This is a genomic window from Mucilaginibacter sp. P2_A5, assembly GCF_056404995.1.
Window position 1 is genome coordinate 17,619 of sequence record NZ_JBFUCY010000001.1, and the last position, 26,656, is coordinate 44,274.

A 26,656-nucleotide genomic window follows, 5' to 3' on the forward strand; every position below is an offset into this window, starting at 1 on the left:
TTAAACATTTGATCTGTCAATTATGAAAGATTCAACTAAAGAATTTGGGCCCTCAAGCTGGGCCATCGACAATAAAACGGCCATATATGTGCTCATATTTTTGGTTACGGTATTGGGTTTGGTAAGTTATAACAACTTGCCTAAAGAAAACTTCCCGGATATAGCGCAATCGAAGGTGTTTGTGTCAACCGCGTTTATAGGGCAGTCCCCTCAAAATGTGGAAAACCTGGTAACACGCCAAATTGAGAAAAAGCTAAAGTCATTAAAAGGGCTTAAAAAAGTAACCTCAAACTCGGCCCAAAACATATCCATAATAACCGCTGAGTTTAATGCCAACATAGACATCAGAGATGCCAAAATTGATGTTAAAGAGGCTGTTGATAAAGCAAAACCGGATTTGCCGCAAAATGATAACAATCTTAAGGAATCGACCATAAGTGATATCAATGTGGCCGATCTGCCGATCCTGTACATCAATATATCAGGTAACTACGACTTGAAGAAACTAAAGGAATATGCCGATAACTTAAAAGACGACATTGAAAGTTATAAGGAAATTTCGAAAGTTGATGAAGTAGGCGCGTTAACGCCAGAGATCCAGGTTAATGTGGATATGAATAAGATGACAGCTGCGCAAATCAGTTTCAAGGACATCACTGATGCTATCGGCGGTGAAAACATCCTGGCTTCGGTAGGTAATGTTACAACTGATGGAGTACGCCGGAGTATTGATATTAAACAGGATTTTAAAAATGCCGACCAGGTGGCGGCCATGGCTATCCGTAACCCCAAAGGACAGGCAGTTTATTTACGCGATATTGCCGAGATTAAGGATTCGTTTTTGGAGCAGGAAAGTTTTGCCCGCTTAAAAACCAATGAGAACGCCAACTTTAAAAATGTAATTACATTAAACGTAAGTAAAAGGGCAGGTGAAAACCTTATCCAGGCATCGGATAAGATAAATGAACTTATTAAACAAAAGAAAAAAACAGTTTTCCCTAAAGGCTTAAATATCACGGTAACGGGCGATCAGTCGGACAAAACCCGTACTACACTTAACGACCTGATAAATACCATAGTAATTGGTTTTATACTGGTAACAGTTATCCTCATGTTTTTTATGGGTACTACCAATGCCATATTTGTAGCTTTATCGGTGCCGCTATCCTGCTTTATAGCTTTCCTGATAATGCCCTGGATTGGCTTTACCCTAAATATGATTGTGCTGTTCTCGTTTCTGCTGGCTTTAGGTATTGTGGTGGATGATGCCATTGTGGTTATTGAAAATACCCACCGCATATTTGCCAATGGAAAAGTACCTATTAAGCAGGCCGCTAAAATTGCTGCCGGCGAGGTGTTTTTACCGGTATTTTCGGGTACCATGACTACGCTTGCACCATTTGTGCCATTGGCATTCTGGAATAGTTTGATAGGGCATTTCATGTTCTTTTTACCTATTACATTAATTATAACCCTGCTGGCCTCATTGGTTGTGGCTTATATTATTAACCCGGTTTTTGCGGTTGATTTTATGAAACCTCATTTTGACGGAGAGCATGATCATCCCAAATTTGATCGTAAGGTAAAGCGGGCAATGATATACCTGCTTATTGCCACAGTTGTTGGTTACCTGATAAACTTTGGAATTGGCAACTTTATGGTGCTGATAATAGCGCTGTATCTTTTAAACCACTTTGTACTGTTAAAGGTTATTGACAGGTTTCAGAAAAATGCCTGGCCGCGTTTTCAGCAATGGTATGCCAAATGGCTCGAAAAGGCTGTACACTTTCCTAAAACCATGTTATTCGGTACTATGGGTTTATTTGTGTTTGCTATAGTTTTAATGAACCTGATTGGTAAAACACCTGAGTTTTTCCCATCTGGCGACCCTAACTTTGCATATGTGTACATTACCATGCCGATAGGTACCGACCAGACTTATACCAACGAAGTGACCAAAAAATTGGAGAAACGTGTTGCCGAGGTAGTTGAACCGGATAAGGACATTGTATCGTCGGTTATTTCAAACGTTACCAAGGGGGTTGCCGATCCTTCTGATGAAGACCAGGGCGATTATGAAAACAAAGGTAAAGTAACCGTTGCATTTGTTGAATTTGGCAAGCGTAATGGCAAAGATACCAAAGCAATTTTGAAAAGGATCCGCCAGGCAGTTCAAGGTGTGCCCGGGGCTAAAATATCAGTAACACAGGAAAATAGCGGCCCGCCGGTACAAAAGGATATCAGTATTGAAATAATTGGTGATAACCTTGATTCCCTGGTTAAAACAGGAGATCGTTTGAAAAGCTATTTGGTTAAACAGAATATTGCCGGCATTGAGAATTTAACTGCCGATGTACAAAGTGACAAGCCTACCATTGTTTTTGATGTTGACCGTGAGCGTGCTAACCGCGAAGGTATATCTTCTGGTACCATTACCCAAAATTTGGCTACCGCAGTATTAGGTGCCAAAGCCGCTGATTTTAGGAATACCAAGGAAGATGATTACCAGATAAAAGTACGTGCATTGCAAAGCCAGCGAGGCGATATCGACGCCCTTAAAAACCTTAAGGTTACTTATCGTGACATGGCAACGGGCGGTTCCATTCGCCAGATCCCCATTTCTGCATTTACTGATGTGCGCTATACAACTACCTACAGCAACATAAAACGTAAGCAACAAAGGCGGGTGCTTACATTAGGATCAAACGTTATAAAGCCATTTAATCCTAACGATGTTAACGCAAACATTAAATTGGCCATCAATAACTTTAAAACGCCCGATAATGTATCTATAAGAATGGGGGGTGGCCAGGAAGACCAGATGGAAGCAATGACCTTCCTGTTATCTGCACTTGGCGTATCATTCGGTTTAATATTGGTTATTTTGATGATCCAGTTTAATTCGATTGGTAAAACGTTCATCATCATCAGCGAAATCTTCTTTAGTATCATTGGGGTATTACTGGGAGTTACTATATTCCATATGACCATGTCTATCGTAATGACGGGCATTGGTATCATAGCCCTTGCCGGTGTGGTTGTACGAAACGGGATCCTGCTGGTTGAGTTTACCGATATGCTGATAGAGCAGGGTGCAAATGTACATGATGCTGTGGTTGAAGCAGGCCATACCCGTATGACGCCGGTATTGTTAACCGCTACTGCAGCTATATTAGGTTTGATACCACTGGCAGTTGGTTTTAATATCGACTTTGTTGGTTTGTTTACCCACTTTGCGCCGCATATTCACTTTGGTGGCGATAACGTAGCCTTCTGGGGGCCGTTAGCCTGGACAATGATATTCGGCTTGGGTTTTGCAACCATCATTACATTGATCCTGGTGCCATGTATGTACCTTATTCGCCATAACCTTAAAGCAAGGCTTTTTGGTAAGAAGGAAGAAAAACACGCGCTGGTTTTAGAAGCTGAAGAGGTTTAACTTTTTAAACCATACAAAAAAAGCCGCCTCCGAATTTATCGGGACGGCTTTTTTAATTTATAGCAATTGGGCAGAACATAATAAGCAATGTTTGGTTTTAATGGTATATAAACAGCAATATGGAACTCAAGATATCACATCCTTTTTGGCAGGTTGTCGGGCTTGGCGCCTTGGCAGGTATGCGGTCAACATCGGCACCGGTTATTGTCAGCCATATATTAAGCCACCATCAATCCCGAAACCTCGATCGTTCACCGTTAAAATTTATGCAGTCCAGAAATATCGCGCTGGCATTAAAGATATTGGCTGTAGGGGAAATTATTGGGGATAAACTACCATCGGCACCAAACCGTATCAAACCTGGTTCATTAATTTTTAGAATGCTATCCGGGGCACTTGCCGGTGCAAGCGTATATAAGGCAACCGGGAGCAAAGCGGCAACGGGTGCTTTAATTGGCAGTGCCGCGGCGTTTGCATCAACATTTGGTAGTTTTTGGTTACGTAAAGATGCTATTAAAGCCAGCAATGTTACCGATCCGTTTGTTGGCGCCATAGAAGACGCCCTGGTGATTGGCAGCGGGATTGAGTTTTCAAATGCGGCTTAAGCTTCAGTTTTAGGTTGCAGGTATTTTTCAAGATTGCTCATTTCATTGCGGATCCTTGGCAAACTGCCCGGATAATTTTGCTGAATAAAGCTTACCAGGTTTTCGCGGATATAACAACGAAGATCAAATGCTTCTGACGAGTTACGTGCGCTCATCAATACACGTACCTCAATGCTGTTTTCTTTGGTATCGGTAACCTGTACAACCTGCACTTTTTTGTCCCAAAGCGGGCTTAAATTAATCAATCGCTCAAACTCTGTCCGGATGGCATCCAGCGGGATGGTATAATCAACATATAAAAATACCGTACCTAAAATCTCGGATGATGTACGTGTCCAGTTTTGAAAGGGCTTGGTGATGAAGTAATTGATGGGGAGTATCAACCTTCGTTTATCCCAGATATTAAGCACCACGTAGGTTAGGGTAATCTCTTCCACGCGGCCCCATTCACCTTCAACAACCAGTACATCATCAATACGGATAGGTTGGGTAAACGCTATCTGGAAACCGGCCAGCAGGTTACCCAATGAAGTTTGCGCTGCAAAACCAACAATAATACCGCCAATACCCACGCCGGTTAACAAACCGGTGCCTATTTTGCGCATGCTGTCAAAACTAAGCAGGATGATGGCGATAGTTACAAACACAATAAGCACCACCAAAAATTTACGGATAAACTGTATCTGGGTACGCACTTTGCGTTCAACCAGGTTATCGGCTTTGTTAAGATCGTAAGTGTGGTAAATATAATCTTCAAGCACCCTTATGGAGCGTACCAGGATGCCGGCGAATGATATGGTCAGGAAGATCTCGATTGTTTTATCAAGCGGGCTTAGGTAGGCTTTATCCATCCGCATTAGCGGGATAAACAGGTTGAACAGGAATAAAGGGATAAAATAAGTTATGGCCTTGCCCAGGTTTATGATGACCGATCTGAAGAAAGAATAATCTGTGGCTTCTTTTTTTGCATAAACCTTAAACAGTCGCGTAACAGCAACCTTTATGAGCAGGCCAACCAGGATGGCTGTTATCATTATAATGAGGTTCCATACTATAGCGGGTATTTGTTTAGAAAATTCAAGCAGATCGGGGGGCAGTCTGTTTACAATATCCATAGTAGCTAATGTTGTTAACTACTATGATAAATACTACGAATGTAAAATTGTTTTAACAACACGTAATGAAAGGGGTGTTGATACAGTTATATATAGATTTTTTGATAGATTTGTTTAAAAAGTCAGGAATTTAGTTTTTTAACTGGCGGAAATTATAATTACTGTACGCAATGGCTGCAAACAACGACCATCAGGATATAAAAAGAGAAAAGATATTGGAGGCCTCGTACGAGCGTTTTTTACATTACGGTTATTCAAAAACCACGATGAATGAAATTGCCGGCGACCTTTCTATGTCGAAAGCGTTGCTGTATTATTATTTTCCGGATAAAAGCCAGTTATACATGGCAGTGATGCGAAAACTGGCTGTAGATTACCTGAAAATATTGGAGGATAAAGCAGATACATTTGCAAGCCTGAAAGAAGCCTTTGTTTTCCAGATTAATACGCATCACGATTTTATAGTAAGCAATTATAACTTTTTTGATTTTTTCAGGCTCAACGAGCAAAACCTGCCCGATACCATATGGGAAATTGTTGAGCAGGTACATAAGGCCGAACTTACACTGTTGGGCAACGCTGTAAAAAACGAGATAGAAAAAGGCTGCATAAACCCGATAGAAAAACCAGAAGAACTGGTAGATCTTCTGTTGGACGCTATGCACGGAATCAGGGTAGGGGCCGTATCTCAAAAGAAAACCAGTTTCCCCCGTAAAGAGCACCTCGAGGAGATCAGGACTAAGAAGCTTTTACTTACCGATATATTTATTAAAGGTTTGATGTATTGCTAATGCAATCGATTAAATACCGGTTGGTATATATGTCAATATTTCGTAAAAATGACCTCGTTACCGTATGTCAACTGTATATTATAGATACCTTTGTTTAAACATTCAATTATTAGTTTTTGCAAAAGCATCTATATATTAATTGTTTATAACTTCCTATTTAATAAGAGGTGATTGTTTTAGAGTGATTTAGCCGGATGAAGATTTATTTTTCATCCGGCTTTTTTACTAACTCTTTTTTAATGCTTTTAGTGATGTTTTGTTTCGCCATTGTGGATCAACTGATGTTGAAGCATTACAACCGAACGTCCTTCAACCTGGATCGTTTCTTCTGCTTTAAATATTCCCTTCACTTTCACGTTTGCTTTTTTATGGGTGTCAATTAAAAATTCCCAGTTGGCTGCATATTCAGTAGTTGGCAGTTTGTAGTTTAAAGGCTCATCATGGGCGTTAAAAATAATGTAAAAACTATCATCTACTATCTTATCGCCTTCGGCGTTAACACTATGTAATCCTAAGCCGTTCAAAAAAACAGCTACCGACTTCGCAAAATCATGATTCCAGTTATCCCCGCTCATTTCCGACCCATCCGGCAAAAACCAGGCTATATCGGCTACACCGCTTTTTTTCTCAACTTCGCCGTTAAACCAGCTCTTACGTGAAAATGCCGCATGTTCTTTTCGCAATTTAATCAGCCTGCTGGTAAAGCCTACCAGGTCTTTATCCATCTTTTCCCAGTTAATCCATGATAATTCGTTATCCTGGCAATAAGTATTGTTGTTGCCATTTTGGGTGCGGCTCATTTCATCGCCGGCAACAAGCATCGGTACCCCTTGCGAGAGGAACAGGGTCGTTAAAAAATTCCTTTTTTGTTTTTCACGCAGTTCATTTATACGCTCGTCATGGGTTGGCCCTTCAACGCCGCAGTTCCATGACCGGTTATGGTTTTCGCCATCGTTATTGTCCTCGCCGTTTGCCTCGTTGTGCTTTTCGTTGTAGGTTACCAAATCGTTAAGCGTAAAGCCATCGTGCGCGGTTACAAAGTTGATACTGGCAGTTGGCCGGCGGTATAATTTATACAAATCAGAGCTGCCCGTTATTCTATCGCCAAACTCGGCCAGCGAACTTTCGGTACCGCTCCAGAAATCGCGGATGCTATCGCGGTATTTACCGTTCCACTCAGCCCATCCCGGCGGGAATTTACCTACCTGGTAACCGCCTTCGCCAATATCCCACGGCTCGGCAATCAATTTTACCTGCGATATGCAGGGATCCTGGTGAATGATATCAAAAAAGGCGCTCAACCTGTTTACTTCATGCAGTTCGCGGGCAAGGGTAGCAGCCAGGTCAAACCGGAAACCATCTACATGCATCTCCAATATCCAGTAGCGCAGGCTGTCCATCATTAGCCGTAATACATTGGGCAGGTTGGCATTCAAGGTGTTGCCGGTTCCGGTATAATCCATGTAGTACCTGTTGTCCTCGGCCAGGCGGTAGTAACTGCAATTATCAATGCCGCGGAACGATAGGGTAGGCCCCATCTCGCTGCCCTCGCCGGTATGGTTGTAAACAACATCCAGTATTACTTCGATGCCTGCTTTATGCAATTCTTTCACCATGTTTTTAAACTCGACCACCTGTTCGCCACGCACGCCGCTTGATGAGTAACGGGAATCGGGCGCAAAAAAACCGATGGTATTGTAACCCCAATAATTGGTCAGGCCCTTTTCAACCAAATGCCGGTCATCTAAAAAATGATGGATAGGCATTAGCTCAATGGCCGTTATACCCAACTTTTTTAAGTATTTAATGGTTACCGGATGGCCAATTGCCGCGTAGGTGCCCCGGATGTCTTCAGGAATTTGCGGATGCATTTTAGTGAAGCCCTTTACATGGGCTTCGTATATAACCGAATTATAGTATTCAATACAAGGGGCTGTATCGCCCTCCCAATCAAAGTTATGATCAATAACCACCGATTTTGGCATAAAGGCGGCATTATCTGTTTCGCTAAAGCTCAAATCCTTATCATCGCTGCCTATCTGGTAACCAAACAGCGAGTCGTCCCAGTTAATGGTTCCCGAAATGGCCTTGGCATAAGGATCAAGTAGCAGCTTATTGTTATTAAACCTATGCCCGTTTCCGGGTTGATAAGGGCCGCTTACCCTGAAGCCATAAAGCTGTCCGGGTTTTAAGCCAGGTATGTAAATATGCCATATCAGTTCAGAATATTCGGTAATGGGGATCCTGGCTGTTTCTACTTCATCTTCGGGGCTGTTAAACAAACAAAGCTCAACACCGGTAGCGTTCTCGGAGTATAGTGTGAAGTTAACACCCTTGCCGTCCCATATCGCGCCGAGCGGAAAGGATTTGCCGGGGTAAGTAGTTATTTTCATATGTATATGTCCGGGTTTTACCAAAAATTAAATTATCAATCAATTAAGTAAAATGCAATGGATTTGTTTGGATGTTTAATATATTTTGTCGCCACACAGTTAATAATGGCATTGTAAAATTGAAAATAATCGTTGCTTTTTGTTTAAAATTGTTAAGTTATAATTGATGGTTATGAATTAACTTGTGTAGCTTTGTATATCTATTATAATAAACCTATGGGCAAAAAAATATTTGTTGTTGAAGACGATGCAGATCTGTCTGACGCGATACAGATGATCCTGCACGAGGAGGGCTACCGTACCGTTGCTTCGTTGGATAAAAACTCAATAAAAGGGGTTATATTACACATGCCCGATATGGTATTGGTTGATTATAAGCTAAAAGATGGTTTTGGCAGCGAACTTTGCGTGGCTATAAAAAAGCATCCTTTAACCTACCATATACCGGTAATATTAATATCCGGCTATCCTGGCTTAGGCGATATTGCCAAGGCATGCGGCGCTGATGCGTGGCTAAGCAAGCCATTTGAACTGACCGATCTGACCCGTTTGGTTGATCATTATTTGAAACGTGCTGCTTAATTTATAGTTAATTTATCTTTCTTTTTATAAAGTAGTAATGTTAGGCGGCTTGCTCGTAAATAATCTCTTAAAATAGAGCGTGGACTGTTAGCAACCCAAAACCGAAAATTTAAACCGGCCACTAAATAATTGGTAATAATTCATAGTATTAAATATGCGGTTTTTGACGTTAATTTGCTGGCTCTAAATCCTGTATCTGCTTGTCCTGCAGTTTTGCAAAAAATATAACCATACAAGTTGCCCCAATCATAGCAAAAAGCATATCCGATTGTGTATCCCATATATCGCCTTGTGTACCTAAAAACGAATCGCCGGATGAGCCGGACGCCACTGATACAAACCACTCTATAAACTCGTACAATACGCTGATGGTGGTGCAAACGCAAACCGTTAGTATAGCCAGCCAGCCACGTTTTTGAATAATGTTTTTCCTGGCAAATAGTTCCCTGGCTATCAGGGCCGGCACAAACCCCTGGGTAAAATGGCCAACTTTGTCGTAATTATTGCGCACTTGATGAAAAACTTCTTTCACCCAATCAAACAAGGGTACCAGGGCATAAGTGTAATGACCGCCTATGAACAATACGTAACAATGTACCAGTATCATGATGTATGTAAAATAGGTAAACCTGAACCGTTTAAATGTTAAAACCAGGACGATGAAGCCTAAAATTCCCGGGAAAACCTCCAATATCCACGTGAAATAATCATGCGGAGCTATGGCCGAACCTATTAAGCCTGCAAAAAACAGGAACACTAAAATGTAGTATTTTTTCATATCACAATATGGGTATTAATTTCGGATAGTCGCAACCTGCCCGATATTTTGTCGTATCCATACAGCCTTGTAAAAATATACGGGTGTTAAATTTGAATAATTAACCCTTAAGAAGATGAAAGATAAGAAAGACGACAATCCATTACATAAACTTTCAAACCCGGCACAGCGCTCTTTAGCCAATGCGGGTATAACTGATATAAACCAGTTATCTGCCTGGCACGAAGCTGATTTTATGAAATTACACGGCACAGGAAAAAAAGGCCTGCAAATACTTAAAGCTTTAATGGCCGAAAGGAATATTACGTTTAGGCAATAGTAAATTGCACTATCAGCTTAAGTTAACATTGGGCGTTCCGGCTGCTTTTCTTTTCGACCTGATCTTTAATAATTGATATAAAACGCCTATTACAAATATGGCAACAAGAGTCATTAATCCCATTTTAGCTACCGGATCATTAGGGCCTGCTGCCAGCGGGTGGCTGATGGGCAACCTGGTTAAGGTTTCGATAGTTGCCGGTATCATGGAAAAAAACAGGGTGAGCGACATGATAAAAACCTGTACGTATTCGGCCGATTTCCCCAAAAAGCTAATAGACCGGGCGTAAACACCCAAAGGTAACAGCGCTAAAACGATAACAGCCAGGGCGTGCCCGGCCGTAAAATGGCCGGTTTTCATAATAGGCAGCGCTGTAAGGCAACCGATGACAGTAAACAGGATATACAATTTACCGGGACCGCTTTTAGGATCGATTTTTCCCTGGCGAAACAATGCATAAAGGGCAACAAGCACGGCAAGAATGCTGATGGCGGTGTGGAAAATTCCAAGTGGAGACAGGTGATTAGGCATGATGTGATGTTTTAAGGGTAAGCAGAAATATTTTAAAACTACCGGTGGTACAACCAGTAGTTCTAAGCTACACAAAAGCCTTTATATTTACAAACCGCTTATAAAACAAGTGTTTATTTTAAGGCTTTGGCGATAGCTTCTTCGGTAATCTTTGCCATAATTTTATAACCTGCCACATTGGGGTGTACACCATCGGTAGTTAATTCGGCTTTTTGCCCGTTGCGCTCATCAGCCAGTGGTGAAAAGTAGTCGAGAAGGGTAAAATTATTGGCCTCGGCATACGCCTTAATTTCTTTATTTAAGGAGATGATCTTATCGGCCGGTTTAAGGCCTTTGCGCCATGGATAGTCAAATACCGGAAGGTATTCGCAAAGGATTACTTTGATGCCATGCAGCTTAGCTAATTCGGCCATCGAACGTACATTATCCATGATAGTTTGGTTGCTTACGTGCCCGGTGTTGGCCGCAATGTCATTGCTGCCTGCCAGGATGATAACCGCTTTGGGTTTCAGGTTGATAACGTCCTGCCTGAAACGGATTAGTAGCTGCGGCGAAATTTGCCCGCTGATACCCCTGTTCAGGTAGGGCCGGCCGGAAAAAAATCCGGGCATTTTGGTTTTCCAAAACTCAAATATCGAGCTGCCTAAAAACACCACGCGTTTTTCGCCGGGTTTGGGTTCGCCTAATCGCTGGTTTTCTTTTTTGTAGTGCGATAGGGCTGCCCAATCGTCTTTAAAGTCTTCTTTTATAGTATCAGGTTTGTTTTGCTGAGCAAACACATTTACTGCAAAACACAAAGATAAAGCCAGGGAAAAAATGCGTTTCATAATTTGTTTTTTTAGGTGTAAACAAAAATAGCAGAATTCTCCACCCTGCGATTTTGTAGGCGGTATTTAGGGTGAATTAGTTAAACGTCGTCAAATTCTCCCGGTAATTTTTCCTATTAATTTATTTAAATTAATTTATAGTTATAAAACCTTTGTGTTTTTTTCTTGTTATCGTTTTATATCTATTAACTATATGAAAACTTTTAACGAACATGAATCTGTGATCTATACCGATCCCGACGGCGATAAGATTGATACATTTGTTATATATGATACCGATAAAATTACCGGTCTCACGCACATTAACCACATGAACTTAAAGGTTCCAACGGATAGTTTGCAATTACATCCGGCATCCATTGCCAAATGGAATTTGCCAATGCAGGATGCTTTTAGCTTCCAGATATTTAAAAAACTGAAAGAGAAATACCAGGAACCTGCTATCCCAATTGTAAAGCGTACATTAACCGCCGAGCCTGGCTACAAGCTGGCAAACGCTTCTTAATAATTAAACTGAAATTTCGTTCAGTAAAAAACTCCGCCCTTTTATAACAGGCGGAGTTTTTTACGATCTGTGCAGTGGTTTTATTAATTTGTTGCACCCCCATTTACCAGCAGGTGCTGACCATTAACAAATGACGACAGATCGCTTGCAAAAAATTCGGCAGCGTTGGCTACGTCTTCCACTTCGGCCAGGCGGCCCATAGGGCAGCTGTCAAGCAGTTGTTTCCTTAATTCGGGGTAACTGCTGGCTTCTGCAAATATCCCCGAATGGTCAACCGCAAATGGAATGATAGAATTAACAGTAATCCCTTTATGACCTATCTCTTTTGATAATATATCAACCAGGTAACGTGGCGTTGTTTTGCTGCCGCCATAAACAGCCATCCCTGGCACCGGAAATGAGGTTGTACTGGATGCTATGTAAATGATACGGCCGTTATCCTCTACATTTTTGGCTGCCTGTTGCATTGTAAAGTAAGACCCTTTTGTATTAATGGAAAATACCCTGTCAAACTGTTCTTCGGTAAAATCAACTACCGGAGTTTCTACAAGCTCGATACCTGCGTTGGCCACTACAATATCTATTTTGCCAAATGCCTTTTTAGCTTCAGCAAACAATCTTTCAATATCAGTCACTTTGCTTACATCGGCTTGTACCGCTATAACTTTTGCACCCATTGCGGCTATATTACTAACAACTTCATCGGCCGATGCCTTGTCCCGCGAATAATTGATCACAATATCGGCCCCTAATGCGGCATAGCGCTCGGCTATCGCCTTACCTAATCCACGTGCCGATCCGGTTATTAATGCTACCTTATTATTTAATGAGTTCATGATTTCTATTTTTTGCTATTCGATGTTTTTGTCTTAATTCTAATCTCTTGACTCTGTTTTAAGCCATAGCGCCATTTGCGCCAATGTTTTGCGCGCTTATCCATTTGGCATCGTCGCTGGCCAGGAATACTACTATTTTGGCAATGTCTTCAGGTTCGCCGATGCGGTTAAAAGCCGAAAGCGATGCCAGTCGGTCAATTACTTCCTGTGGTTTGCCCTTGGTAAACAATTCGGTATTTGTAGGGCCCGGAGATACGGAGTTTACATTAATGCCCCTTGCGCCAACCTCTTTGCTAAATACACGGGTCAGTTGTTCAACAGCTGCTTTAGTGGCAACATAAGTACCATAAGTTGGCATTATTACCCGGGTTGTGGTTGATGAGAAATTTATGATGCTGCCGTTATCGGCCAGCTTGGTTGCTGCCTGGCGCATTGTATTAAACGTGCCGCGTACATTGATGTCAAACTGGCGGGTAAAATCCTCGTCGGTAGTATCTTTCAACAGTTTGGTTATCATAATGCCGGCGTTGTTTACCAATACATCAATTTTGCCGTAGTGTGCAATGGCGGCATCAAACATGGCGGCTACTTCATCGGCTTTGCTTACATCGGCTTGCAAGGCTATAGCATCGCCGCCTGCTGCTTTAATGGAGTTTACGGTTTGCGCGGCCGCTTCAAGCCCGCCGGCATAGTTAATAATTACTTTTGCACCGGCTTGTGCCAGTTTGTGGGCTACTGCTGCTCCAATGCCTCTTGAGGCTCCGGTTACTAAAATTACTTTTTCTGCTAATGTGTTCATGGTTTCCTTTGTTATTTTATGTTGATGTCTTGTTTGTTTCGACATAACAAAGGTGAGGTTTGGGGTTACCTCAAATGATACACATATTAAAGCATTACATATAAATATCTAAGATGTGGCGGCTATTTGCTGTTTCCTGAATAAAACCGGCGACAGACCCGTGTGTTTTTTAAAGTAATTGCTAAAATGGGTCGACTCGGAAAAGCCCAACTGGTAGGCAATCTCCTTAATAGATATAGTTGAGTTTTGCAGCAATGCCCTGGCCTCCGATATTGTTTTTTCTGTTATCCAGGTGCCAATGGGTTTGCCGGTTTTTATTTTGATAACGTTGCTCAGGTAATTGGGGTGCAGGCTTTGGGCATCGGCATAATCCTGTACCCGGTATGCTTTTTCAACTAAGCCATTGCCCAGGTCGCGATAATGTTTTTCCAGCATTCGCTTAAACTCTTTTACAATTTGCGAACTGCGGTTGCCTTCATAAATGGGGTTATAGTCCCTCCAAAAGTTTTCTTTTATCTTTAAAAGGAGTACCACAAAGAGATTTCCGATGATACGGTTGCGATAAGCACTGTAATTTTGATACTCCTTATTTATCAGCAGGTACAGTTGTTCAAACTCCAAAAATGCATCGGAAGCCAAAACGCGGGGCTGAACAGTTTCGGCAAGTAGGAACGGGAACTCTTCAAAAATATCCGGATGAACATTCTCTTTCAGGAATGATTCGCTAAGTGTAATCAGGTATATTTCCTCTATCTTATACCAGTTATATGATTTGTAATGCCCCGGATTTGTAAAATATATAGTGCCAGGTACCGTATCAAAAACAAGTTCATCGGTAGTATACTTGCCGTATCCATTCTTTACAAATACAAATGAGAAAAAGTTAGGCCTGAAAATGAGCGATTGGTAGGGCAGGGTAGCATGCACATCCTTTAGGTTATGGATGGCAAAATCGGTTTTATCATCAATGCCATCCGCAGGCAATCCAAAATGGATGTATTGCTCTCTAAGATTGTTGAAAATTAGTTTCTGTTCTTCCTTCATAGTTAGCTGCCAGCCTCTAAGTTAATGCAATCAAGCTATTTAATAGTTTATATTTCCCCGCTAAATTTTTTGCTAAACAAATTTAAAGTTTATGTAAAATGATTGTTATAATTTATTACATTGTACTTAAATTCATTTTTTAAAAAGTGGATGGTTTTAAATTAAATATGCCCGAAAGTATTGTAGGTATTTATGATGACAATGTTGCCATATGGCTTGCCTTTAAAGAAGGTAGCTGGGATGCCTATACCCGGTTGTATAACGATCATTTTAAAGTACTTAATAATTACGGATACAAATTTACCCGCGATGTAAACATTATTGAAGATGCTATTCATGATTTGTTTATTAAACTTTGGACTAACCGGGCAACCCTTGGCAACCCTGCATCGATAAAAAATTACCTGTATAAATCGCTGCGTGGTATTATTTTTCGCAAAATACAGGGGCAGTCGCGTTTTGTTGGTTTGGAATCGGAAACCGATTACAATTTTTCCTTCGAGATCTCCTTTGATCACCAGATTATTGCCAATGAAGAGGAACGCGAGCTTCAGCATAAAATAAAAACGGTAGTAAAAACTTTGCCGGCCAGGCAGCAGGAAATCATCTATCTGCGTTTTTACGAAGGGCTGGGCTATGAAGAGATATCCGATATTATGGAAATCAACATCAACTCCACATACAAACTGCTTTACAAAGCATTCAACAACTTGCAGGGTGCGTTAAAAACCTCGAAACTGGTTATTGTTATTGGCCTTTATAGCTGTTTAGGTACCCATATTCACTCAAATTAAATTTATTTTTATTTAGGAGGGATAATTCCAGCGTGCTCATGTATATAAGGTTTAAATCAGAAACTTATATAGCATGGAGATTGCAAAATACGCCTCTTATACCCTACAGGATTTTTTAGATGATGACGATTTTCTTCAGTTCGTTATCAACCCATCTCAAAGTGACATCAGCTTTTGGCAATCGGTTACAGCTATGTATCCTGCTCAAAAGGAAATTATTGATGAAGCTGCCCAAATTATATTAGCCTACCGCAAGCAGGATGTTTTTACAAACGAAGCAAATCAACAAAAAGTTTGGAACCGCATTGAAGGTACTTTACACGGTAAAAGAGCAGTAAAACAAAAAGTATTCCGCTTAAACACCTTCCTGCGCGTAGCAGCGATGATCCTGTTGGTATCATCAGTAGGGATAGCTTTCTGGATGCTGAAATACAACACAAAAAATGAAGTAGTTACCGCTTTTGGTGAATTACGTACCGTTACCCTTCCCGATAATTCGATAGTGATACTTAACGGTAACTCTAAATTGTCGTACGCCAACAACTGGGATAAAAAGGCGAGAGAAGTTTGGATCAGCGGTGAAGGCTTTTTCAGTGTAAAACATATTAATAAAGATCCCCGCCATATAAAAGTTACCGAAAGATTTATTGTGCATTGCAACGATGTTAATATCGAGGTGTTAGGTACCTCCTTTAATGTACGTAACAGGCACAATAAAACCAATGTGGGCCTGGTAAGCGGCAAAATTATGCTCGAATACCTTGACCTGGCATCGCATAACAACAAGTTGCTGGTGATGAAGCCGGGCGATTATGTGGAATACGCCCACCGGAAGGTGGTAACCCAAAAGAAGCTTGCTGTGCCCGAAAAACTGACACAGTGGACAAACCACCAATTACTTTTTAACAATGCTACGTTATCACAAATCGGCGAGGTCATGACCGACGATTATGGATATCACATTGATTATACCGACCCGGCTATTGCCAATCTGAAAATTGAAGGAGAGATAAGCGTATCAAACGTTGACGAACTTTTGGAAACTATCTCCACTACATTATCGGTAAAGGTCACCCAAACAGACAAAAACATCACAATCACAAAAAATTAACCCCTAAACAACTCATTTATGCGAAAATTTGACTTTTCAACTTTTTTAAAATGTTGCTGTTTCTTGTTGGTGTTGCTAGGCCAGTCGGTTTACGGCTACGCCCAACTGGCACTTACCAGCAATAACAGGTTTCATTCAAAAGCCCCGGGCTTTGCCATGCAGCAGCAGGCTGCCGAAACCAAAGTGCTGTTAAAGGATGCACTTGAAAACATCAAAAAGCAATTCAATGTGCAAATTGCATATCAGGAAGGGTTGTTGGATAATAAATTTATACCGGTAAGCTTATTTAATAACTCTAAACAGTTTAACCTTGACGAAAACCTGAAACAACTGTTGTCGGTTTTCCAGTTGCAATACCGTAAAATCAGCGATAGCCAGATCTCTATCTATTCGATAAAAGAAACCACTGTTAATTCGGCGCCGGCAATTGCCGCTGTTTTAATAGGTAAGGTGGTTGACGAAAAAGACGGTCTGCCGGTTATAGGTGCATCGGTATATTTAAAAGCCGACCCTAAAATCGGTACCTCAACCGATGTGTCGGGTAATTTTAAACTGGTAGTGCCCGATAAGTTTACCGGAAAACCATTAACCTTATTAGTTGCTTATATTGGCTATAATAAGGAGGAGGTTACGGTTACCGATTTAACATCGCCAGTTCAAATAAAATTAAAACAGAATAACAGTACGCTTAATGAGGTTGTGGTAACTGCGCTTGGTATCAGCAAGCAAAAAAAATCATTAGGCTACTCTGTTACCGAAGTTAAAGGAGCCGAGTTTACCCAGGCCCGCGAAAATAACGTTGCCAACGCCTTAACAGGTAAAGTAGCGGGTGTAAACGCAGCAGGTTTATCAACAGGGCCCGGTGGTTCAAGCCGGATAATTATACGCGGTAACGGCGCACTGGCCGGTGATACACAGCCTTTGTATGTTGTTAACGGTATGCCTATTGATAATAGTGTCCCCGGTGGCGCACCGACAGTTAATGGTATTACCAATAACGTTGACCGTGGTGATGGTATCGCGGCTTTAAATCCTGACGATATTGAGTCGATCAGTGTGTTAAAGGGTGGTACCGCGGCGGCTTTGTATGGATCACGGGCAGCCAATGGTGTTATCCTGATTACAACCAAAAAGGGACGGGTTCAAAAAGGATTAGGAGTTGAGTTTAATTCAACCGCTACTTATGACAATGTTGCAGTTTTTCCGGATTATCAGTATGAATACGGCCAGGGAGATGGCGGCGTAAAACCAACAACGCTGGCAACTGCCCAGGGAACCGGCAGGCGTTCATGGGGAGCAAAAATAGATGGTTCGACAGATTACATGGCTGTTGACGGCAAAACACATCCTTATGCTGCACAAAAAGACAATATCAAAAATTTTTATCAAACCGGGAGTACCTATACCAACAGTATTGCATTTGTGGGGGGCAACGAAGCTATTACCTATCGTTTTTCTGCTGCAGACTTAAACAGCAAAGGTATTTTGCCAGGTACAACTTATGATCGTAAAACTTTTAACCTGGCTTTAAACAGTAGGCTGGGGAGCAAAATTTCTATCGAGGCCCTGGCACAATACAATGTTGAAACCGGCCATAACCGGACCGGTGCGGGAGATGCATTGGGCAACCCTAACTGGACCCCGCTTGAAGTAGCTAATACCGTTGACATACGGTGGCTTGCACCAGGGTACGACGCCAAAGGTAATGAACAGGTTTGGAATGATGCTGCCATCGCTTCAAACGGTTACTTTGTGGTTAACAAGTTTAAAGAGAATGATGTTAAAGATCGTTTTATAGGCCAGGGATCTATTTCATACACACCAATTGAAAACTTGACTTTAAAAGCTACCATAAGCCGGGATTTTTATAATTACAATTATTCAAACGTATTGCCTACCGGTACACTTTATGTCCCGAACGGTCAGTACCAGGCAATTAAATCAGACTTATCCGAAACTAATGAATTGGTAACTGCAACCTTTAAAAAACAGGTGTTAAATGATTTTAATTTTAGTGTCTTGGGAGGTGTTAACAGTCGTAAGCTGATTTCTAATGCCCAAAACCTAAATGGAGAACAGTTTATCATACCTTATCTGTATACCCCTATCAATTTATTAACCGCATCTACAAATTATTACAATTCTAAAGTTGTAACTAATTCTGTGTTCGGTTCGGCAGATTTTGATTATAAAAGCATACTGTTTTTATCGTTCACCGGCAGGAAGGATTGGTTCTCAACACTTAGCCTGGCCCACAATAGTATATTTTATCCAAGTGTAGGTGGCAGTTTTATACTATCCGATGCAATAAAATTGCCCCAGTTTATCAGTCTTGCCAAATTAAGGGCCTCTTGGGCCCAGGTGGGTGGTGGTGCTCCCGATCCTTATGCAATTAATCTTAGCTACAGCAATATTGCCAGTTCGGGACAACCGCTGCAAAACGTAACAAGCGGCAGCATAACCAATAAAAATCTTCAGCCATATACCTCAACAACAACCGAGGCCGGCCTCGAATTGCAATTGCTGCAAAATCGTTTAGGATTGGATGTAACGGTATACGACCGTAAAACTACCAAAGATATTGTAAATACAGCCATTTCAACAACGTCGGGCTATAGCAGTGTAATCCTTAACGTTGGCGAGGTGCGCAACAAAGGTATCGAGTTGTTGTTAAATGGCTCGCCAATAAAATCAAAAGACTTTAGCTGGAACGCCAGCTATAATGTGGCTTATAATGATAATAAGGTAATAAAGCTTGCATCTGGCTTGTCCACCATACAACTGGCTACATCGGTAAACGGTTATGCAGTACTTAACAACACCGAAGGAATGGCATTCGGCACTTTATACGGTACACATATGGTAAAAAACAGCGCCGGACAAGTAGTATTCAATGCAACTTCGGGCTACCCTGTTCAGTCGGCATACGAACCGCTTGGCAAAAGCGTTGCACCGCTTACGATGGGTTTAACCAACGAATTCAGGTACAAGCGCTTTTCGTTCAGCTTCTTGCTCGACGGCAAGTTTGGCAACAAGGTGTTTTCTTTAATGGAAGTATATGCCACCCGTTTAGGTTTAATGAAAACAACCCTGCCGGGGCGCGACAATGGCCTGGTGCTAAATGGTGTCGACAAAACTGGCGCCGCCTATACACGTACAGTACCGGTAAGTGGCTTGCGCACATACTATGATAACTATAAGATCTACTCAGACCTATTTGTACACGACGGCAGCTTTGTAAAGCTTAGGCAGGTAATATTATCTTATAACCTGCCCGCCCTCGATCTTAAAAAGGTTCATATCCAGTCGGCAAGTATTTCGCTGGTGTCACGTAACCTGTGGACGCTTTACAAAAAGACAGATAATTTTGACCCCGAACAGAGTTTTACTAACAGTAATACACAGGGTTTTGAATCAATTGGTTTGCCGCGTACCCGTTCACTTGGTGTAAACCTGGCAGTTAAGTTCTAATATTTAAAGTTGATTAAGATGAAAAAACACATATCAAAATATACCACGTGTTTGCTGGTGATGCTCGGCATTCTGGCCACACAATCATGCACCAAAAACTTTGACACGCTGAACATTAACCCCAACGCGTCTACAACACCTATTCCGCAATATATATTTACCAAGGCCGAATATGATGGTACCGCCCGTATGCTTAACTTTCTGCTGGGTGCCATGCAATATACCACCAGCTTTAATGATGTGGCCGGTTTTGGCAGTAAATACGTTTTAGCCCAAACCCAGCAGACGTTTGCCGCATTTAGCAGCGCTTATCCTAACGAGATAAACGAATTGGTTGAAGTAATAAAAGCAGCTGGTACCGATGCTTCGCAGGTTAACCTGGTTGCCGAGGCCCGCATCTGGCGGGTATATTGCTTTAGCAGGCTTACCGATTTGTATGGCGATATTCCATATTCGCAGGCCGGGCAGGGTTATAACAGTTCAATATTTAAGCCTGCATATGACGCCCAAAAGGATATTTATGCAGATATGTTGAAAGAACTTGAACAGGCAGCTACCAGCCTTGATGCCGGCAAAACCACTTTTGGTGCAGCCGACCTGATATACGGTGGTAATACCAGCCAATGGAAAAAATTTGCGTATTCGCTAATGTTGCGCTGCGCCATGCGCATGACTAAGGTTGATATAGCATCGGCACAATCATGGGCCACAAAGGCTATTGCCGGCGGCGTTATATTAAATGATGCCGATATTGCAAAAATGCCTTATTTAGCATCGGGCCAGGTTATCAATAGAAACCCATTAGCTAATGATCTTTGGAACAATGATTATATTGCTCAAAACGGAACTACCAATACCGAAGGCGGCAAATATCAGGAGCCATTTATCACCTACCTGAAAACCAATAAAGATCCGCGTTTAGGTGTTGTGTCTATAGTTTACAATTCAGGTGTAGCCGATACAACTTCATCGGTGCAAAAAGGTATGTTGGCTTCATTGAATGCTAAACCGGCGGATTTTGTAACTTACTCTGAGCCTAACCCTAAAACCATATTACTTTTAGGGTCTCCGCGTTTGGTATTTACCGCTGCCGAAAGCTATTTCCTGCTTGCCGAGGCTGCTTCGAGAGGTTGGTATAGTGCAGCTACAGCTTCTTCTTTATATGAAAGCGGTATCGCTGCATCTATGCGGCAGTGGGCTATTATCGGCGGCAACGCAGGCGCTATAAGCGACGCGCAGATTAATACCTATATCAACTATCATAAGTTTAATTCGGCAGGCACGCTTGATCAAAAAATGGCGCAGATTTACACCCAGTTCTGGATTGGCATTTTTCCGGATGCGCAGGAAGTATTTGCTACTTACAGGCGCACGGGCTATCCGGCTTTGGTGCCTAACAATTATGTAGGTAACGCCACTGGTGGTAAAATATTCCGGAGGATGTTGTACCCCATATCCGAGCAAAATCTTAACGCGGCATCTTATGCGGCAGCCATCGCCCGCCAGGGGGCAGATGAGTTACTGACAAGAATGTGGTGGGACAAATAATGTAAAAGTGTTAATAAATTGATAGATTGGTTTAAGGAAGGGTTTGGTTGCCCTTCCTTTTTTTATTTTTACAGATGACGAGATATTTTTGTTTGTTAGTTCTGTTGATATGTTACAATGGAGCCATTGCCCAAAACGACCTGGTGAAGGACGATAACGCCAGTAATTATAACCTGAACAAGCCCGAACGGGAACTTTGGCTTAAAAATACGGGGTTGGGCTTGTTTGTCCATTTTAGTATGGATGGGCAGTTGGGCCTGGTTATCAGCCATTCGCTGGTAGGGGCAAGTGACGATTATGTGAACCGATATTTTGCCGAACTGCCAAAAACTTTCGATCCATCTAAATTTGACCCGCACCAGGTAGCGGTTTTGGCTAAGCTTGCCGGAATGAAGTATATTGTTTTTACCACCAAGCACCATTCCGGTTTTTGCATGTGGGATACCAAAACTACCGGTTTTAATATCACCCATACTCCTTATAAAAAAGACCTGTTGAAAGAATTTGTTGATGCCACGCGCGAGGTCGGTCTGCAGGTGGGTTTTTATTTTTCGCCAGAAGATTTTAATTTTTTGCATGACCATCACATTACGATAAGCCGTACCGATGTTAAAATGGATGCTGCCACCCGCAAAGCCTATGATGATTATACCCAGCAGCAATGCGAAGAGCTAATGACCAAATACGGCAAAATAGATGTGCTTTTTATTGATGGCGACCCCAAAGAAATTGTAAAGGAAACCTGCTGGAAATTGCAGCCCGATTTGCTTATCACCCGCGGCGCTATAAAAACGCCGGAACAGATTATGCCTGGGGCAATGATCAATGAACCATGGCTGTCATGCATTACCATGGGTACCGCATGGGGTTACCAGCCTACTAATGAACGTTATAAATCGGGTAGTCAGTTAATAGGTTTATTGATAGAGGCGAGGGCTAAGGGAGGATCATTGTTATTGAATGTTGGCCCCAAACCTAACGGCGAACTGCCGGTTGAACAGGAAGAACGGCTGCGCGAAATGTCGGCTTGGTATTTTGTAAACCGCGAATGTATTGACGATGTACGGAGTTGGGTTGTAAGCAAAGAAGGTGACATTTGGTTTACCCAGAAAGGCGGGCATACCCTTTATGCCATAGTAACCGATGCGGCAGATTGGAAGGAAGGCACGCGTAAAACTTTCACTATTCGTTCGGCAATCAGTACGCCCGATACCAGAATAAGCGTTTTGGGACAAAATAGCCAGGTAATTGAATATAAAAGCGATGACGTAAGCTGCAGGTATACCCAAACCGCCAAAGGTTTGGAAGTATCGGTAGTGAAAGCGCAGCGTATTTATGACGATCATCGCTGGCCAAACCCCGTTGTTATTAAACTGGATAATGTAAATCCCGCGTTTAAAGAAGCAGTTATTGTTGAAACCGGTGCTACGGCATTGTGGAAGGGCCGGGTGATATTAAAAGGCAGGATAGCAAACTACAAAACGCCCTCAGTTAAACTGGCCCGTTTTGATTACAGGCCTTATCATGGCCAGGTTGAAACCCTTTATGCCGGTAAATGGACAGTCAGCCCCTGGGTACCTGTTAAACCTGATGGAAGCTTTGAACTTACATTGCCCCTGAAAGGAAGCTATGAATATAAAGCCGTAACTCAGCAGGAAAACGTGGAGATAGAAGGGGAGAACAAGTTGCTGAGATAAATTGACGGCTGCTTTTACCAGATTTTTATGGCCTGCGCTGTTCCGTTTTTTGCAAAAAACAAAAGATGTACGACAATCTGTGTCGTACATAAATGTAATTTAAAACTGTTTAATATGTTGATTATTAATTATTTATAGACGTATTTTTGCCTGTTTCATACATGTGTTGCTAACTGTACCACAAAGTTATGGAACAGTACACTATGCATTAATTTGGTATACTGAGTTTGCGGCGGTTAGTAATAAAATTGGAGGTTTATAAATAATCAGAATTAAGATGCTACTTTTATCGCTCAGGAAAAGTAAACGTCCTGTTAAAAGCATTTATGTTCAAATCGTTATTGTTAACCGCCCTTTCATTCCTGTTTGCTGTGCAGCTAATCAGCGCTAAAGTAACCTTGCCATCCGTATTTAGCGATAATATGGTTTTGCAGCAAAAAACCAAAGCCGCTATTTGGGGAAAAGCCGAAGCCGGTAAAAAAATCACCATCACAACAACATGGCCTGGCAAAAAATATAACACTACAGCAGATGCCGATGGAAACTGGAAGATAAAAGTTAGAACCCCATCTTATGGCGGACCTTTTACCATTACTATATCCGATGGCGATATCCTGGAGTTGAAAAATGTACTGATAGGCGAAGTTTGGCTATGCTCGGGCCAGTCGAACATGGAAATGCCGGTGGCAGGCTGGGGAAAGATAAACGATTATGAAAAGGAAATGGCTGCGGCCAATTATCCCAATATCCGCCTGTTGCAGGTGGAGCATATGACCAGCAGCGTGCCATTGGCCGATGCCAAAGTAACTAAAGGCGGGTGGGTGCCCTGCACACCCGAAAACGTGGCTGAGTTTTCATCCGCCGCCTACTTTTTTGCAAAGGAAATTTATAGCAAAACAAACATACCTATCGGCTTAATCCATACCTCGTGGGGCGGAACCATTGCCGAGGCCTGGACAAGTGGCACTGCGTTAAGGGCCATGCCCGAGTTTGTTGCGCCGTTAACTACTGTTGAAACAGAAAATAAAGAAGAAGCCCAAAAAGCTTACGTACTTAAGGCGCAACAATGGCAAAACCTTATTGCCGAAAAAGATTCGGGATATAACCAGGGCAAGCCGGTTTGGCTTGCGAATGACCTCGACGTTTCTAAATGGCATGATATGGTTTTGCCGTCCATTTTAGAAAAAACCTTACCGAATTTTGATGGCGTTATCTGGCTACATAAAAAAGTAATTGTTCCCGACGACTGGGCAGGCAAGCCCATTAAATTAAGTTTAGGCGCGGTTGACGATGCTGATATTACCTGGTTTAACGGAGAAAAAATCGGCGAAATGGCCGTTTATAATACGCCACGGGTGTATACTATACCCGGTAACCTGGTTAAGGCAGGAGAAAATATAATAACCATCCGGGTGTTTGATGGCTCGGGCAACGGAGGCCTTTACAGCGATGCCAAACTACTTTACCTTGCAAATGGTAATGATCAGCAGATTCCTTTAAATAATGCCTGGCAATACCATATAGGTCTCAACCTCAAAAGTATGCCGCCTTTTCCAACAGATCCTAAAAGCCCAAACAGGCCATCGGTATTGTTTAATGCGATGATTAACCCATTTACCCAATACGCTATCAAAGGCGTTATCTGGTACCAGGGCGAATCAAATTCTGGTAGGGCATACCAGTATCGTCAATTATTCCCCACCATGATAAACGATTGGCGTAACAGGTGGGGCGAGGGTGACTTTCCTTTCTATTTTGTGCAATTGGCCAACTACTATATCACCGAACCGCAACCCTCAGCTTCAGATTGGGCTGAACTGCGGGAAGCACAATTTAAAACACTCTCACTGCCAAATACAGGAATGGCCGTCGCTATTGATTTGGGCGGGTACGATATCCATCCAAAAAATAAACAGGAAGTAGGACGCAGGCTGGCTTTGGCTGCCCTTGCTAAAACCTATGGCAATAATTTAGAATATTCGGGCCCTATATTTCAAGAATATACAATTAATGATGATAAAATAACGCTCTCGTTCAAACATAGCGATGGCCTTAAAACAACCGGGGGGCAACCGTTAAAAGGCTTTGCTATTGCCGGCGCCGATCAAAAGTTTTATTGGGCGGATGCCGTGATTGTTGGCGACAAAGTTATAGTGAGCAATACACAAGTCAGCAACCCGGTAGCGGTGAGGTATGCCTGGGGAATTAATCCGGTATGTAACCTGTACAACGCCGCGGGCTTGCCTGCATCGCCATTCCGTACCGACGAATGGCCCGGTGTAACGCTGGGAAAGAAATAACGGTGTTATGATATTACTTTAAAATTTGGCCGTCCATATATAAAACGCTTTCCCGCAAAATCAAAATATTGTATAAGTTTAGCCAATGAAATTTAGCGAAGCTATTGTAAACAATAAAGATCACAACATTGAATGGATAAACAATTTACGGCTGATAAGCATGTTTGCTGTAATTGTGTTACATACCGCTTCGCCTTTGCTTTTTGCCTATAAAAGTGTGCCTTTGGGAGATTGGCTCACCGGCGATGTTTACAACGCGCTGGTACGTTTTGCGGTACCGGTTTTTGTGATGATAACCGGGGCGCTATTGCTACATCGTGAATATGAGCTTGGCGGTTTTTTAAAAAAGCGTATAGGCAGGCTTATTCTGCCATTTGTTTTCTGGAGCCTGGTGTACGTTGGCTATCGCCTGTATAACGAAGAGTTTACATTTACCGGCCACCTTTGGCCCGATGTGAAATTTGTTTTAAACCAACTGCAATCAAGCGCTTATTATCACCTTTGGTATGTATATCTGCTGGTAGGATTATACCTTTTTATCCCGGTGCTGGCAAAATTTGTACAGCACGCTACCGAGCGGGAAATATTGTATTTTCTTATAGTTTGGGTTTTGGCCATGTTACTGGCCACCCCATATCTGAGTATTTTTAATACAGCCATTGATGTTCACAATTTTACCGGGTATGTTGGTTACCTGGTATTAGGGCATTATCTTACCTATAAGCGGTTTAACTTTGGCCCACTGCCCTTTATCGCGGCGCTGGTGTTTGTTGCCCTGGTGGCATTAATAAGCTGTGGCACTTACTATTTGCAGGTAAAAGATCATGAACTTAAAACTTTCTTTTATGAGCCGGTTGGCCCCTTTGTAGTTATGCTGGCAACATGCGCTTTTTTGATAGCCAAATACACCAAATTGAAACTTAATAAAACCGCGAAGCTAATTTGTAATAATGCAGGCAAATACACACTTGGCATTTACTTAAGCCATCCTTTAATATTAAACCTATTCGATTTAAATGATATTAATTTTACCATTTTTAACCCCGTGTTCAGCATTCCATTAATAGCTTTTATTTGCTTTTTGCTATCGTGGGTGTTGGTATATTGCATGAGCAAGATGCCGATTATTAAACATTTAGTAGGATAGCGCCGATCAAATACAATAATCAGC

At 42.0% G+C, this 26,656-nt stretch carries 21 protein-coding genes; 13 read left to right on the plus strand and 8 right to left on the minus strand.

Annotation, left to right across the window (positions count from 1 at the left end; all coding sequences use genetic code 11):
- Window positions 1-22: 22 nt before the first annotated feature.
- Together AC1DXF_RS00090 and AC1DXF_RS00095 are read left to right on the plus strand one after the other, a co-directional pair.
- Window positions 23-3,439, plus strand: a complete 3,417-nt coding sequence (locus AC1DXF_RS00090; RefSeq protein ID WP_477444844.1) for an efflux RND transporter permease subunit — start codon at window positions 23-25, stop codon at window positions 3,437-3,439.
- A 119-nt stretch (window positions 3,440-3,558) separates the two neighbouring features.
- A complete protein-coding gene (locus AC1DXF_RS00095; protein WP_477444846.1) occupies window positions 3,559-4,044 on the plus strand; it encodes a DUF4126 family protein in 486 nt (161 codons plus the stop codon).
- Here the strand turns inward: AC1DXF_RS00095 and AC1DXF_RS00100 are convergent.
- Complete coding sequence (locus AC1DXF_RS00100) at window positions 4,041-5,159, minus strand: mechanosensitive ion channel family protein (protein ID WP_477444848.1); 1,119 nt, start codon at window positions 5,157-5,159, stop codon at window positions 4,041-4,043. The genes AC1DXF_RS00095 and AC1DXF_RS00100 overlap by 4 nt on opposite strands.
- 170 nt (window positions 5,160-5,329) lie before the next feature.
- Between AC1DXF_RS00100 and AC1DXF_RS00105 the strand changes: the two genes are divergently transcribed.
- On the plus strand, window positions 5,330-5,950 hold the full coding sequence (locus AC1DXF_RS00105; protein WP_477444850.1) for a TetR/AcrR family transcriptional regulator: 621 nt from the start codon (window positions 5,330-5,332) through the stop codon (window positions 5,948-5,950).
- 245 nt (window positions 5,951-6,195) lie between these two features.
- On the opposite strand, the gene glgX is transcribed toward AC1DXF_RS00105, so the two are convergent.
- A complete protein-coding gene (glgX, locus tag AC1DXF_RS00110) occupies window positions 6,196-8,343 on the minus strand; it encodes a glycogen debranching protein GlgX (RefSeq protein ID WP_477444852.1) in 2,148 nt (715 codons plus the stop codon).
- Between the two features lie 216 nt (window positions 8,344-8,559).
- Between glgX and AC1DXF_RS00115 the strand changes: the two genes are divergently transcribed.
- Entirely contained in the window at window positions 8,560-8,925 is a 366-nt protein-coding gene (locus tag AC1DXF_RS00115; protein ID WP_477444854.1) for a response regulator, read from the plus strand.
- Between the two features lie 169 nt (window positions 8,926-9,094).
- Here the strand turns inward: AC1DXF_RS00115 and AC1DXF_RS00120 are convergent, their stop codons facing one another.
- Complete coding sequence (locus tag AC1DXF_RS00120) at window positions 9,095-9,703, minus strand: DUF2238 domain-containing protein (protein WP_477444856.1); 609 nt, start codon at window positions 9,701-9,703, stop codon at window positions 9,095-9,097.
- Between the two features lie 115 nt (window positions 9,704-9,818).
- Between AC1DXF_RS00120 and AC1DXF_RS00125 the strand changes: the two genes are divergently transcribed.
- Window positions 9,819-10,022, plus strand: coding sequence for a helix-hairpin-helix domain-containing protein (locus tag AC1DXF_RS00125; RefSeq protein ID WP_477444858.1), 204 nt, complete (start codon window positions 9,819-9,821; stop codon window positions 10,020-10,022).
- Window positions 10,023-10,034: 12 nt separating this feature from the next.
- Here AC1DXF_RS00125 and AC1DXF_RS00130 read toward each other — a convergent pair whose 3' ends face one another.
- Window positions 10,035-10,553 carry a DUF2306 domain-containing protein gene (locus tag AC1DXF_RS00130; protein ID WP_477444860.1) on the minus strand — a complete coding sequence of 173 codons (519 nt, stop codon included), beginning with the start codon at window positions 10,551-10,553 and terminating at the stop codon, window positions 10,035-10,037.
- Window positions 10,554-10,666: 113 nt separating this feature from the next.
- Complete coding sequence (locus AC1DXF_RS00135) at window positions 10,667-11,380, minus strand: SGNH/GDSL hydrolase family protein (protein ID WP_477444862.1); 714 nt, start codon at window positions 11,378-11,380, stop codon at window positions 10,667-10,669.
- A gap of 193 nt (window positions 11,381-11,573) precedes the next feature.
- On the opposite strand from AC1DXF_RS00135, the gene AC1DXF_RS00140 reads away from it, so the two are divergent.
- Window positions 11,574-11,885, plus strand: a complete 312-nt coding sequence (locus tag AC1DXF_RS00140) for a hypothetical protein (RefSeq protein ID WP_477444864.1) — start codon at window positions 11,574-11,576, stop codon at window positions 11,883-11,885.
- Between the two features lie 83 nt (window positions 11,886-11,968).
- Here the strand turns inward: AC1DXF_RS00140 and AC1DXF_RS00145 are convergent, their stop codons facing one another.
- The 3 genes from AC1DXF_RS00145 to AC1DXF_RS00155 form a co-directional block, all read right to left on the minus strand.
- On the minus strand, window positions 11,969-12,721 hold the full coding sequence (locus AC1DXF_RS00145) for a glucose 1-dehydrogenase (protein ID WP_477444866.1): 753 nt from the start codon (window positions 12,719-12,721) through the stop codon (window positions 11,969-11,971).
- Between the two features lie 58 nt (window positions 12,722-12,779).
- Window positions 12,780-13,520, minus strand: coding sequence for an SDR family oxidoreductase (locus AC1DXF_RS00150; protein ID WP_477444868.1), 741 nt, complete (start codon window positions 13,518-13,520; stop codon window positions 12,780-12,782).
- Between the two features lie 108 nt (window positions 13,521-13,628).
- Window positions 13,629-14,564 carry a helix-turn-helix domain-containing protein gene (locus AC1DXF_RS00155; RefSeq protein ID WP_477444870.1) on the minus strand — a complete coding sequence of 312 codons (936 nt, stop codon included), beginning with the start codon at window positions 14,562-14,564 and terminating at the stop codon, window positions 13,629-13,631.
- A gap of 146 nt (window positions 14,565-14,710) precedes the next feature.
- Here AC1DXF_RS00155 and AC1DXF_RS00160 point away from each other — a divergent pair, with 146 nt between their 5' ends.
- The 7 genes from AC1DXF_RS00160 to AC1DXF_RS00190 all read left to right on the plus strand — a co-directional run bounded on the left by AC1DXF_RS00160 (window position 14,711) and on the right by AC1DXF_RS00190 (window position 26,632).
- Window positions 14,711-15,358 carry an RNA polymerase sigma factor gene (locus AC1DXF_RS00160; protein ID WP_477444872.1) on the plus strand — a complete coding sequence of 216 codons (648 nt, stop codon included), beginning with the start codon at window positions 14,711-14,713 and terminating at the stop codon, window positions 15,356-15,358.
- A 73-nt stretch (window positions 15,359-15,431) separates the two neighbouring features.
- Window positions 15,432-16,469 carry a FecR family protein gene (locus AC1DXF_RS00165; protein ID WP_477444874.1) on the plus strand — a complete coding sequence of 346 codons (1,038 nt, stop codon included), beginning with the start codon at window positions 15,432-15,434 and terminating at the stop codon, window positions 16,467-16,469.
- A gap of 18 nt (window positions 16,470-16,487) precedes the next feature.
- Window positions 16,488-19,940: a SusC/RagA family TonB-linked outer membrane protein gene (locus AC1DXF_RS00170; RefSeq protein ID WP_477444876.1), complete on the plus strand. Its 3,453-nt coding sequence runs from the start codon at window positions 16,488-16,490 to the stop codon at window positions 19,938-19,940.
- Window positions 19,941-19,958: 18 nt separating this feature from the next.
- Window positions 19,959-21,488, plus strand: a complete 1,530-nt coding sequence (locus AC1DXF_RS00175) for a SusD/RagB family nutrient-binding outer membrane lipoprotein (RefSeq protein WP_477444878.1) — start codon at window positions 19,959-19,961, stop codon at window positions 21,486-21,488.
- A 74-nt stretch (window positions 21,489-21,562) separates the two neighbouring features.
- Window positions 21,563-23,185, plus strand: a complete 1,623-nt coding sequence (locus AC1DXF_RS00180) for an alpha-L-fucosidase (RefSeq protein ID WP_477444880.1) — start codon at window positions 21,563-21,565, stop codon at window positions 23,183-23,185.
- Between the two features lie 326 nt (window positions 23,186-23,511).
- Complete coding sequence (locus AC1DXF_RS00185) at window positions 23,512-25,485, plus strand: sialate O-acetylesterase (RefSeq protein ID WP_477444882.1); 1,974 nt, start codon at window positions 23,512-23,514, stop codon at window positions 25,483-25,485.
- An 85-nt stretch (window positions 25,486-25,570) separates the two neighbouring features.
- Window positions 25,571-26,632, plus strand: a complete 1,062-nt coding sequence (locus AC1DXF_RS00190; protein WP_477444884.1) for an acyltransferase — start codon at window positions 25,571-25,573, stop codon at window positions 26,630-26,632.
- Window positions 26,633-26,656 lie beyond the last annotated feature (24 nt).